The organism is Virgibacillus salarius (assembly GCF_039521925.1).
GTDB classification, from domain to species: domain Bacteria; phylum Bacillota; class Bacilli; order Bacillales; family Amphibacillaceae; genus Virgibacillus; species Virgibacillus salarius.
In genome coordinates this window covers 1-12628 of sequence record NZ_BAAACY010000033.1, presented here as the reverse complement: position 1 = coordinate 12628, position 12628 = coordinate 1, and the positions used below count along the sequence as shown (strand labels likewise).

The 12628-nt window shown below is 36.0% G+C and carries 12 protein-coding genes and 1 riboswitch; of the genes, 11 read left to right on the top strand and 1 reads right to left on the bottom strand.

What is annotated here, in order from left to right:
* The first annotated feature begins 80 nt into the window (after positions 1-80).
* From liaF to ABDZ84_RS05340, 3 genes are read left to right on the top strand one after another with little or no spacing between them, the layout of a single operon-like run.
* A complete protein-coding gene (gene liaF, locus ABDZ84_RS05350) occupies positions 81-812 on the top strand; it encodes a cell wall-active antibiotics response protein LiaF (protein WP_026680007.1) in 732 nt (243 codons plus the stop codon).
* Positions 809-1837: a sensor histidine kinase gene (locus ABDZ84_RS05345; RefSeq protein WP_026680008.1), complete on the top strand. Its 1029-nt coding sequence runs from the start codon at positions 809-811 to the stop codon at positions 1835-1837. The genes liaF and ABDZ84_RS05345 overlap by 4 nt, the downstream gene beginning before the upstream one ends.
* A gap of 4 nt (positions 1838-1841) precedes the next feature.
* Positions 1842-2471 (top strand): response regulator, encoded by a 630-nt coding sequence (locus ABDZ84_RS05340; RefSeq protein ID WP_026680009.1) that lies wholly within the window; start codon positions 1842-1844, stop codon positions 2469-2471.
* A 222-nt stretch (positions 2472-2693) separates the two neighbouring features.
* Here the strand turns inward: ABDZ84_RS05340 and ABDZ84_RS05335 are convergent, their stop codons facing one another.
* Positions 2694-3722 carry an aromatic acid exporter family protein gene (locus ABDZ84_RS05335; protein ID WP_246484484.1) on the bottom strand — a complete coding sequence of 343 codons (1029 nt, stop codon included), beginning with the start codon at positions 3720-3722 and terminating at the stop codon, positions 2694-2696.
* Between the two features lie 176 nt (positions 3723-3898).
* On the opposite strand from ABDZ84_RS05335, the gene ABDZ84_RS05330 reads away from it, so the two are divergent.
* The 8 genes from ABDZ84_RS05330 (at position 3899) to ABDZ84_RS05295 (ending at position 12386) form a co-directional block, all read left to right on the top strand.
* Positions 3899-4003 carry a YhfH family protein gene (locus ABDZ84_RS05330; RefSeq protein ID WP_371413977.1) on the top strand — a complete coding sequence of 35 codons (105 nt, stop codon included), beginning with the start codon at positions 3899-3901 and terminating at the stop codon, positions 4001-4003.
* A gap of 288 nt (positions 4004-4291) precedes the next feature.
* Positions 4292-5575 (top strand): isocitrate lyase, encoded by a 1284-nt coding sequence (aceA, locus tag ABDZ84_RS05325; RefSeq protein ID WP_026680011.1) that lies wholly within the window; start codon positions 4292-4294, stop codon positions 5573-5575.
* 265 nt (positions 5576-5840) lie between these two features.
* Positions 5841-7076 carry a C40 family peptidase gene (locus tag ABDZ84_RS05320; protein WP_343780471.1) on the top strand — a complete coding sequence of 412 codons (1236 nt, stop codon included), beginning with the start codon at positions 5841-5843 and terminating at the stop codon, positions 7074-7076.
* Positions 7077-7472: 396 nt separating this feature from the next.
* Positions 7473-8963 (top strand): BCCT family transporter, encoded by a 1491-nt coding sequence (locus ABDZ84_RS05315; protein ID WP_026680013.1) that lies wholly within the window; start codon positions 7473-7475, stop codon positions 8961-8963.
* A gap of 371 nt (positions 8964-9334) precedes the next feature.
* Complete coding sequence (locus tag ABDZ84_RS05310) at positions 9335-10621, top strand: hemolysin family protein (protein ID WP_121605616.1); 1287 nt, start codon at positions 9335-9337, stop codon at positions 10619-10621.
* Positions 10622-10689: 68 nt separating this feature from the next.
* A riboswitch (guanidine-I (ykkC/yxkD leader) is annotated at positions 10690-10788 on the top strand.
* Positions 10789-10872: 84 nt separating this feature from the next.
* Positions 10873-11208 carry a DMT family transporter gene (locus ABDZ84_RS05305; RefSeq protein ID WP_026680015.1) on the top strand — a complete coding sequence of 112 codons (336 nt, stop codon included), beginning with the start codon at positions 10873-10875 and terminating at the stop codon, positions 11206-11208.
* 3 nt (positions 11209-11211) lie between these two features.
* Complete coding sequence (locus tag ABDZ84_RS05300; protein ID WP_121605615.1) at positions 11212-11526, top strand: DMT family transporter; 315 nt, start codon at positions 11212-11214, stop codon at positions 11524-11526.
* A 77-nt stretch (positions 11527-11603) separates the two neighbouring features.
* Positions 11604-12386, top strand: coding sequence for a VLRF1 family aeRF1-type release factor (locus tag ABDZ84_RS05295; RefSeq protein ID WP_026680017.1), 783 nt, complete (start codon positions 11604-11606; stop codon positions 12384-12386).
* Positions 12387-12628: the final 242 nt, after the last annotated feature.

Genomic DNA, 12628 nt, shown 5'->3' with positions numbered 1-12628 from the left:
CAGCAATTAAAAAAATGATATACTATACAGGCGCACGTGGATGCGCCTGTTTTACATAATAAAGAAGGGAGGCTTACTTCATGTTTCAACGATTAACAACGGACACTCTAAATTGGATATTGATCATTGGAGTAATCCTCTTTATTATTGAGCTCACATTTTTCCATGGCGGAATGCTAATTCCAGCTTTATTTTTTGCCTTGCTTATTTATATTGGAAGGAAAAAGTTCCACAGTCTATGGGGAAAGGTAATCTTTTGGAGCGGTATGGTTGGTATTATTTTTGCGATTCTTAATATGCTTGCGGTAAGGTTCTTAATTATTGCCGCTATCGTTTTGTTTGTGGTTAACTATAGCAAATCCAAAAAAGCAGCGGAAGTTCTGAGACCTTCCATAATGGGGAATCAGCATAAGGCGAATGAAACAATTATAAGTAAGCAACCATTATTAGACCATAAACTATTTGATGACCAACGAACAGAGGAAACAGCCTATCAATGGAAAGATGTTAATATTCATGGTGCATTTGGTGATCGGATTATTGACTTAAGTAATACAGTACTTCCTAAAGACACAGCAGTTATCTCTATACGTCACTTGGTTGGTAACTTGGAAATTTATGTTCCTTATGATGTTGAAGTAAGTATACACCATAGTTCCGTATTCGGACGCGCGCATATATTGGGACATTACCATGAAAAATTGATGAATCAATCTTTGCTTTATCAAACGAAAGATTATGATACCGTTGTTCCACGTGTGAAAATTGTTACCTCATTATTGTCTGGTGATATTGAGGTGAAGCGAATATGAATATGATTTTGCGTCATATTGTTACTGCTGTTATGTTTAGTATTTTACTATCAATTGCAATGGTTGGGTTAACACTTGTCGCGTTCGTCAATGATTGGAGCCGTATTGTAGATCAAAAATTAGGTGATGTATCGTTCGTGCTAGTTATTTTTGTTATATCTGTTGCTGCGGGATTGATTATTGGGACAGTAACTGGATATTATTGGAGACAACGAATTCATCACGTAGAAAGACAACTGGATGAAATCATTAAAGGTCAAAAACTAACCCTTGATATAGATGCGTATAAAGATTTAGAAGACATTCACCGGTATATGGGACAAATACAAAATAAAATTAGGGCTCAGACAGAACAAGCGCAGCGATTAGCAACAGAAAGAGCTACTGAACGCGAACAAAGCTTACAAGAAATTGTTGTTCAGGAGCGTAATCGCTTAGCAAGAGAATTACATGATTCGGTCAGCCAACAGTTATTTGCTGCTTCCATGATGATGTCGGCTATCAATGAAACAAACCCTCCTAAGGATACTGTAATGAAAAAGCAGCTGCGAATGGTGGAAAACATGATTCATCAATCTCAATTAGAGATGCGGGCATTACTGCTACATCTTCGGCCAGTTGCCTTGAAGGGGAAATCCCTACAAGCTGGTGCAGAAGAATTATTGCTTGAATTAACACAAAAAGTTCCAATGGATATTACTTGGAACGTTGAGGCGTTTACTGTAGATAAAGGTGTAGAGGACCAATTGTTTCGTATCCTTCAGGAAGCAGTGTCAAATACGCTGCGACATGCAAAAGCAACTACATTACAAGTAATGCTTGTTGAAAGAGATGAAAACGTAATTTTACGAGTAACGGATAACGGTATTGGTTTTGTTATGGAAAAAATAAAGACGGGCTCTTACGGCTTACAGAATATGCAAGAACGTGCGTATGAGGTAGGTGGGAGCTTCAAGGTAATTAGTCTCCCAGATGAAGGTACACGAATAGAAGTAAAGGTACCGAATCTAGGAAAGGAGGATTAGAATAATGATTAACGTTTTATTTGCTGATGATCATGAAATGGTTCGAATTGGAGTCACTTCCTATTTATCCGCTCAACCTGATATTAAAGTTATTGCAGAAGCTGATGATGGTGAGAAAGCTGTAGAACTTGCATTAGAATTAAGACCAGATATTATCTTAATGGATCTAGTCATGAAAGATATGGATGGAATTGAAGCAACAAAATTAATTATGGAACAATGGCCAAACGCAAAGATTATTATTGTGACTAGCTTCTTAGATGATGAAAAGGTCTATCCGGCATTGGAAGCTGGTGCTACTAGTTATATGTTGAAAACATCCAAGGCTGAAGAAATTGCCAAAGCTATTCGTGCTACGTATCAAGGGCAAACGGTACTTGAGCCAGAAGTAACTGGAAAGATTATGAACCGCATGCGTACACCGCAAGTGGAATTACATGAACAGTTAACAGAAAGAGAGAAAGAAATTTTACTCCTATTGGCTCAAGGTAAAACAAATCAGGAAATAGCTGATGAGTTATTCATTTCTTTAAAAACAGTAAAGGTACATGTAAGTAATCTACTAGGTAAACTGGAGGTACAGGATCGTACTCAGGCAGTTATCTATGCATTTAAGCATCATCTAGTGGAATAACATAACTAGATGATGCTTAAAAGAAGACGCAAATGATAGTTCATACATATAGCTATCATATTCTATTTTCCCATGACATTTGATCAGCCTTCTCGTGAGTAGACCAATTCCTTTGCAAACTCCTCACGGTTGTTCTGATCACTAGAGTCATGTATTTTCCAGTTGCTTCGAAGTGGAAAAAGTAGTTCCAAGCGCTATATTATTTGTCTTTGCACGGCCGATCTAATTGTTTAACTTTTGATTACGCTCAAAATAACGATCAGCTAGTTGGTAAATAGATATTAATTCATAAATAATAATAAGTTCTGGAGGAAAAGTGGTGGCGTCGTAGTCATGTTTATTTTTTGACAGACCATTTTCTTCCCAAAACATTTCACTTAATTGTTTCAAACATTGTTGATGCTTTTGTGATTCAAACTGTTTCGCATGTGAAAATCCTTCCACGAGTTCGTCTACTGCATGTAAAATAATCCTTCGTTCGTTTTCTCCCCACATTCTAAAGTTCTTTGGAGTATGGAGTACATTATCTGTATGGTAATGAATAAGCCTTAAACATATCAGCTGTTTTTCTATTATCTTAAAGTAATTTCTCTCGCTATCAGCAAGTGGATGGAATTTCGATTCATCTTTTTGAAAGCGAATGAGTGTCTCTGTCAGCTGTATTTTTTTGTATACTTGATCTGCTGGGTTAATAGTGATTGGTGACTTATCAACATCCACCATGCATTGAAAAACTTTTGCGATCATATCTCCTGTCTGTTTACGAATGCTCTCCATATTTACTGTAATATTTTTTGTGTAATCAGGTGGTAAAACAAACATGTTCACTCCTGTGGAAACTAATAGGCCAAGGGTCGTAGTTCCTAAACGAATCAAGAATGATATAAAGTAATTGCTATGAATAACTTCAACCATTGCTACAGCAGTGAGTGTTGCTACTAAAAGCCCGGCATGTAGTTTTAGCTTAAAACAAGTAACGATCGTAAATGTTGCGGCTAGTGCGTATGTTAAGGGAGAGTTTCCGAATAAGAATATAAAAAATACCGAATATGCAGAACCAATTGCAGAAGCTGGAAATCGAATAATTCCCTTACGAATAGAATCAGAAACAGTGGGTTCTATTGTTACAATTGCTGTAATAACTGCAAATACAGCCGGGATATTTAGTAATGAGCAAATCCAAGCAGTTATGAATACAGCAACTCCAGTTTTAACCACTCTACTCCCAATAAAATGAAATCGTTTCACCATCGTCATCTCCTAAGCTGTCTTAACCTAAATCTCTTATCCATCATCTATTCTCCAACAACGAAAAAATTTTTTCAACTAAGTTTAAAAAAAGGGTTGCAATTTTTCAAATATTACCATAAACTGTTTTATAACAAAATACAAAAAATAAAATTGTTATATAAAAGGAGGTTCTTAAATTGATGAATAGTGAAACAGCAAGATGTCCAGATTGTGGAGAGAAGATGAAGACTAATGGATATATACAGGAATGTGATTATTGTCTATCTAAAAAGGAGGACTAATTTTTTTATATGCTCTGTTATATAACAAATGAATATGTATTATAACAATAATTGTTACCAAATAGTCATACAGATTAGATTTTACCCGCATATAACTGGTAGTAAGCTCTCCACATCAAGTAATAGAAACCAATAATGGTAAGTGTGGGATCAACTGCCAGTAAATGTCCGATTGGTTTAAGGGCCTTTAGGTCATATCCTTTTGGTATTAACAATTAGAGGGGGAAAACCAAACCCTAACAGATTGAAGTTTCACTATATCGTAGTTGATTTTAAAGGAGGATTATAATGACAAATAGTAGAGCAGAAATAATTAAGGAAGAATGGGAAAATAATCAACGGTGGTCAGGAGTAGAACGACCATATACTGCTGATGATGTTATTCGATTAAGGGGTTCAATTGACCTCAACTACTCACTAGCAGAATTAGGTTCACGTAAGCTATGGAAACTGTTGCATACGGAAAAATATATTCACGCATTAGGGGCATTAACTGGAAACCAAGCTGTTCAACAAGTTAAAGCAGGTTTGAAAGCCATTTATCTCAGTGGCTGGCAGGTAGCTGCAGACGCAAATATGGCAGGGCAAATGTATCCAGATCAGAGCCTGTATCCTGTGAATAGTGTACCGAATGTGGTAAAACGGATTAATCAAGCACTTCAACGAGCTGATCAAATTTATTTTTCAGAAGGGAAGCAAACAATTGATTGGTATGCTCCAATTATCGCTGATGCAGAGGCTGGATTTGGGGGACAATTAAATGTCTACGAATTAATGAAATCTATGATTGAAGCCGGGGCATCAGCAGTTCATTTTGAAGATCAATTATCATCAGAGAAGAAATGTGGTCATTTAGGTGGTAAAGTACTGTTACCAACACAGACTGCAGTACGGAATCTAATTGCTGCTAGATTGGCCGCAGATGTAATGGGAACACCTACTATTATAATTGCTAGAACAGATGCAAACGCAGCTAACTTAATTACAAGTGATGTTGATCCATATGATGCTCGTTTTATTACTGGAGAGCGAACGACAGAGGGATTTTATAAAACGAAAGCAGGAATTGAGCAAGCCATTGCCCGCGGTCTAGCATATGCACCATATGCAGATCTAGTATGGTGTGAGACATCAGAACCAAACTTGGAGGAAGCAAGCATGTTTGCTGAAGCTATTCGTGCAAAGTACCCAAATCAATTACTAGCTTATAATTGCTCACCATCATTTAATTGGAAGAAAAAGTTATCGGATGACGAAATTTCTACTTTTCAAGAAAAATTAGGGGAATTAGGCTACAAATTTCAATTTGTTACATTAGCAGGGTTTCATGCTCTTAACTATAGTATGTTTGAACTGTCTAGAAAATATAAAGATGAGGGAATGAAGGCCTACTCCGAATTGCAGCAAGGAGAATTTGCTAGTGAGCAATTTGGTTATAGTGCCACACGTCATCAACGCGAAGTGGGAACAGGCTATTTTGATGAAGTAGCACAAATAATATCTGGTGGTAGTTTCTCAACGGGTGCACTAAAGGGGTCGACAGAAGAGGAACAATTTACATCTTCTTTTTGAAGAAAATTAACTTGGGCTAAGGCGTTCATTCTACATCGAATGAACGCCTTTTTTAATGGAAAAAGAGGTTTTATGTCACATTTGAAACATAATTGTAATATTACTATAATATGTGTGCAATTTTTAACTGTTATACTACTAATTGCCTAAGTTAATAGGATACATAATCTAGTCTAGTTTCACATTACTGCATAATACCATCAAAAGAATTACAAAATATACATATTTTATTTGCAGACGTGATAAAAAGAAGTGGGGGAGAAAGGTGAAGAAATCAATCGTAACAGTAGCGACTGTGACAGTCGTCGGTTTAAGTAGTGCATTTGCAATGGATGCACATGCGGAAACGATGGATGACCTCAAGAATAAACAGTCTGAAATTCAAGATAATCGTGATGAAATTAAAGCAAATCTATCAGAAGCAGAAGCGAAAATTGCAGATGTTTTAATAGAATTAGAAGATTTAAATAAAGAGATAAAAAACGTTAATCATGCGCTTAAAGAAAATCAAAAAATGATGGATAAGACAGAAAGCGATATTGCTAAAAAAGAAAAAGAAGTACAAGCTTTAGAGGATGAAATTGTTCAACTTGAGGAAGCTATTGAGAAACGTTACAACATTTTAAAAGAGCGTGTAGTTTCTTATCAACAGAGTGGTGGAAATGTTAGCTATTTAGAAGTTATTTTTGGTTCTAAAAGCTTTAGTGACTTTATTAGCCGTGTATCTGCTGTGAATAAAATATCCGACTCAGATACCCAGTTGATGGAAAAACAAGAGAAAGATAAAAAAGAAGTAGAAGAAAAACAGGATAAAGTATTAGCTAAGCTTGAAGAGCTTAAGGATATGAAGGTTGAATTAAAAGGTGTACAAGCAACCATTAATGAGCAAAAACAAGAAAATGAAAATAAAAAAGAAGCATTAAAAAATAAGAAACAGGATCTTGTAGCATTAAAAGAAGAGCTTCAAGTAAAAGATAGTAATCTAGCTTCTTTAGAAAATGAAGTGAAACAAAGTATTGCTCAGCAACAAAGACCAACTGTTTCTTCTTCAAATTCAAATTCAAGTTCAGCTGGAAAGCTTCAAACATTAAGCAGTAGCGGTTCATCATCTAAACCATCCGTATCTTCTGGAGGCGGTGGCATTAGTACAGCAATTAATGCTGGCTATCAATATATTGGTGTACCATATGTATGGGGAGGTAAAGGACCAAGCGGATTTGATTGTTCAGGATTTGTATCTTGGGCATTTGGTCAAGCAGGATATTCTATTCCTTCAACGACATCTTCCCTTGCCAGAACTGGTTCAAAAGTATCCTATAGCAATATTCAACCAGGTGACCTCGTATTCTTTAATACGTATAAAACAAATGGACATGTTGGAATTTATGTTGGCGGTGGCAAGTTTATCGGAGCTCAAAATTCAACTGGTCTAGCTGTAGCTGATATGAGTACTGGGTATTGGAAAAATCATTTTAAAGGTCATGTACGTCGTGTACGATAATAGATAGTATTTAAAAGAGTCTGGAAAAAGTAAATAAGAAGCAATCAAAAACGAGCGATGATTAGTTGATGAAATTAATTATCGTTCGTTTTTTTGATTAGAATCATTCATTTAGCAGCTGAAATAAGCGAGACTCTTTGAAAACGAGAGCTTTTGTTTGCAATATATTGCTCTGAAGCCTTCCTATCCTGTGGAGAGTTAGTATAATTCATGTTACGACGATTATAAGCTTGTCTGATGGAAGTAAGTTTTGCAGTCCAAATGCTTAGTTTCTTTTGAGGGTATTGAGCTGGAAATTTGAGGTTTAGTTAAAAAATAAAAGGGGTATAATAAAATGTGCCTCTTTACGTTCCGTATCCCGTAAATGGTACATAAAACTTATAGAAAGGATCTGTTATGAATAAAAATAGCGCATTCAAAAATCCCGTTTTCTATGTATCTGCCATCATTGTATTTTTACTAGTAATTATTGGTGCTACAATGCCAAAGAAGTTCGGGGATGTAGCAGGAAAGTTATTTGATTTTACGACGATAAACTTTGGTTGGTTCTATTTATTAGCGGTTTTTGTTTTTATACTGTTCTTAATTGGAATTTCGTTCAGTAAATATGGAAAAATACGTCTAGGTGCCTCTGATTCGAAACCAGAGTATTCCTTCTTTACTTGGATTGGAATGTTATTTTCAGCAGGATTTGGTGCTGGGTTAGTCTTTTGGGGTGTGGCAGAACCAATGAGTCATTTCTTCGATACACCATTTCCAGAATTAGAATCCATGACGGAAGAGTCTGCAAGAGTTGCAATGGGATATGCTTTCTTCCATTGGGGGATTAGCCAATGGTCAGTCTTTGCTGTTGTTGGATTAGTAATTGCGTACCTTCAATTCAAGAAAAAAGAAAGGGGCTTAATCTCTACATCTATTCAACCAATTGTTGGTAAGAATAAGATGGTTGGTAATACGATTGACTCCCTTGCGGTTATTGCTACGGTAATGGGGGTTGCAACCTCTTTAGGATTAGGAATCTTACAAATGAATGGAGGACTAAAATCTGTATTTGATGTACCGACGTCAATATGGGTTCAAATGGCTATAGCTGGGATTATGTTAATTACATATTTAATTTCATCCAGTACTGGATTAGATAAGGGAATTAAATGGTTAAGTAATATCAATTTAGGCTTATGTCTCTTATTATTAGTTTTTGTATTATTAGCAGGACCAACAGTATTTATTTTCAATACATTTGTATTGGGTTTAGGAGATTATTTCACAAACTTTGTCCAATATAGTTTACGACTAACGCCTTATTCAGGTGAAACATGGGTGAGAGAGTGGACGATATTTTACTGGGCTTGGTCAACAGCATGGTCACCATTTGTTGGAGCATTTGTTGCTCGCGTATCACGAGGAAGATCAATTCGAGAATACGTTATAGGTGTATTAGTAGTATCCCCTGCAATTGCTTGTATATGGATTGCTGCGTTTGGTGGAACAGCACTTTACAATGATCTATTTAATGGTAGTTCCATTGCAGAAGCAGTGAATGCTGATGTCGCAGTAGCTTTATTTGAAACCTATCAGCATTTGCCATTTACAACGGTATTATCATTGTTGTCAATCTTTTTAATCTTTACATTCCTGGTTACGTCTGCTGATTCTGCGACATATATTTTAGGGTCAATGACATCGAGAGGGAGCTTAAATCCTGCTTTAGTAACAAAAATTGTATGGGGTGTGCTCATTACGGCGATTGCTGTAGTTTTACTATTGGCAGGTGGTCTTCAAGCCTTACAAACTGCTTCGTTAATCTCGGCACTGCCATTTACTGTGATTTTATTATTCATGGTAGTTACCTTTTTGCGAATGATTAAAAAAGATTATAAAAAATAGTCAGTAACATAGCTTGAATGCTTGTCTGTTGTTGTGCAGTACTACAATAACACACTTCGCTGATTAGTGTTTAAAAGCATAGTCAATTGTTTAGAACTAGCAAAAGGCCGAACGGTTTCGAATGATCGTTTGGCTCTTACTTTAATTATCTCCTTTGCTTGCTTCTAGTCACTTTCTACACATACATAAGAATAGACGATAGGATACGAATAGGGTAAAATAAAAGCTATTAGAGAGGGAGGTGATTCACGTGGGAAGGCCATAGGATTAGTGGTTATGTTGACAGGTGATTCACCTGCTAACGGATAAGGTATAAATAAATTATTATGCAGGAGGTGGAATCCTTGTATCTAATGATACAAGGATTATAATTGGAAATTGTAAACTTATTATTGGTTGCTATATTGATTATGCTGACCGCATTCTTTGTAGCAACCGAATTTGCAATCGTTAAAGTTCGTTCAACTCGGATAGATCATTTAATTGCTGAAGGGAATAAAAAGGCGATTCATGCAAAAAAGCTTATCGATAATTTAGATGCCTATTTATCTGCTTGTCAATTAGGAATTACCGTAACGGCATTAGGATTAGGGTGGCTAGGTGAACCAACCCTGGAAAGAATCCTTCATCCCGTGTTTGACAGTATAGGAATGAATGAAACAATTGCTTCTATAGTATCATTTGCTATAGCCTTTTTGTTAATCACGTATTTACATGTTGTAATTGGCGAATTAGCACCAAAGACAATTGCCATTCAAAAGGCAGAGGCAGTAACGTTATATGTTGCTAGACCGCTTATCTTCTTTTATAAAATAATGTATCCGTTTATTTGGCTGTTAAATGGCTCAGCCCGGCTTTTTATTCAATTATTTGGATTTAAACCTGTGAAGGAACATGAAATTGCACATACGGAAGAGGAATTACGTTTAATTCTTTCGGAAAGTTATAAAAGTGGAAAAATCAATCAATCTGAAATGATGTATGTAAACAATGTTTTTGAGTTTGATGAACAACTTGCAAAAAACATTATGACTCCGCGGACTGAGATTCTTTGTTTTTATAAAGATGATAGTTTTGATGTAAATCTTGAAGTTATTCAAGAAGGACAATTTACCAGATACCCTGTAGCTGATGGGGATAAAGATACGATTATTGGTCTCGTCAATATAAAAGCCTTATTCACAGGTCGTCTAGAAGAGGAAAAGCCGATATCGATTGAAGAATTTATCCGACCAATCCTTCATGTTTCAGAGGCTACACCAATTAAGCAGCTTTTGTTAAAAATGCAAAAGGAACGAATCCATATGGCCATTGTTAATGATGAATATGGTGGCACAGCTGGTTTAATTACTGTAGAAGATATATTAGAAGAAATTGTTGGCGAGATACGAGATGAATTTGATCTCCATGAAAAACCAATGATAGAAAACGTTGATCATAAGAATAAGATCGTCTCAGGTAAATTACAACTAGATGAAGTAAATCAATTAATCGGTACTAATCTGGAAGATGAAGAAATTGATACGATCGGTGGCTGGATTTTTATGAAGAATTTAGATGCTACAAAAGGAACAATTATTGATCATGAAGGATTTCAATTTACTGTGGAAGAAATGGATGGATATCAAATAAAAGAGGTAAGGATTACGAAAAAGTAAGTTCTAGTGATGCCTTGCTATAAGGGTTGACACACTTATATAGACTGTATATAATCTAAATGAATTGCATAGCGATTTCCTAGGGTTCCGCAATTGTTTTTAATTGGTCTGGTCCGAGAGGAAATGCACGTTATACGTGTACACGGAGGGATAAAAGCCCGGGAGGATATCTTACGTATGGATATCTTTCCGGTTTTTTTAATGGAGTTTGAGCTACAATTGGGTACTCTAAAAGTTGTGAGGTGGTATGAATGAATAAAAATTGGATAATTATTTTGGTGGCTGGATTATTTGAAATTGGTTGGGTGATTGGTTTAAAGCATTCTTACAATTTATTTACTTGGTTATTAACGGTGTTTGCAATTTATATAAGTATGCATTTGCTTATTATTGCTTCCCGAAAGCTTCCAATTGGAACCAGTTATGCAGTATTTACAGGCATTGGTACAGCTGGGACTGTTATTGCCGAAATTGTATTGTTTGATGAGCCTTTTCGTATGATAAAAATCGTATTCATAATGGTTCTGTTGATTGGTGTGCTTGGCTTAAAAATGGTCACTACCACGGATGAAAGAGAAGAGGTGTAAGAAGTGAATTGGCTATTTTTAATTATTGCGGGAGTGAGTGAAGTAATTGGAGTGATGGGGATAAATAAAATAAATCATCAACGCAGTCTAGCTTCCTTCATTTGGCTTATTGGCGGATTTGTCACAAGCTTTGCTTGTTTAAGCATAGCAATGAGGACAATTCCAATGAGCACTGCTTATGCTGTTTGGACAGGAATCGGTACAGTAGGTAGTGCTTTAGCTGGGATGTTATTCTTTCATGAGTCTAGAGACTGGAAGAGGCTCCTATTTATCAGTATGATTCTAACTGCTGCTATTGGTTTAAAGCTAATCTCTTAGATATGTTTACACGCTATTATAATCGGTTAAACAATACTAAGTAACGTTGAAAACTAACGTAAAGGAGTGCCGATGTGATGGATTTAAATCATGAAATAAAGCAGTTAGAAGCCGTTCATAGAGAAGGATCGGATAAGGTATTTACCATGTACTTAAATACTGATCCCTCTGATCCTGAGCAACAGGGGGGAGAATGGAAAATACAATTCAAAAATGGCATGCGTAATTTTGAACAATATTTAGAGGAAGCCAATAACAAGGAAGAACTTAAAAGCTTTCAACTTGTAAAGCAAAAAGTAGAAAAATTTATTCGCGGAAATGAACAGGAATTTCGTAAGGGCGTTATTGTTTTTGCAACAGCTGATGAAGAAGTTTGGTTTGCTGCACGTGTCCAATTGAGATTAGAGACCGCGTTCTTTTGGCAGGAAACACCTGTATTAGACCAAGTGAAAAAGCTAAAAAAGGACTATCCAAAAGCAGGTATCATTCTTGTGCAGCAAAATGAAGTAAAGTTTATAGAGTCCTACTTAAATGAAATTAATGAAACAAAATCGTTTGAATTAGATCTAGAGACGGATAACTGGCGAGAAAAGACTGCAATGGGTCCAGGTAATCCATCTATTCAGAAAGATAATTTGCAATCCCGATATGAGGCAAATAAACATCGATGGTACAAAAAGATCGCACCAATGTTGGATAAGCACGCTAAAAACAATGATTGGGAAAAAATATATGTGATCGGTGAACCTGGATCTTCGCAGTCTTTAGCAGAGCAAATGAATAAGTCGATTGATCGAATTATTCAGAAAAACATGCTTGATCATGAGGAATCAAAAATACTTCAGGAAGTTTTTGGATAAAATAAATGGACTTTATGGTTAAATGATTAGAGCAGTTTTTAAGCAACGAGAATAGATGAATGACCGTGAGAAGGAGTAATAGGCAATATATTTTATAACGCAAGCTTTCGTCGAGTATGTCGAATGAAGGAGAAACCACGGTGCCATTCATGCACCGTGGGATTTTTTGTAGTAAGTTAAGAAAGTATAAAATCAGTGCAATGACTGCGTTAAGCCAAGTAGTTATTTTGAAATGTTTGATG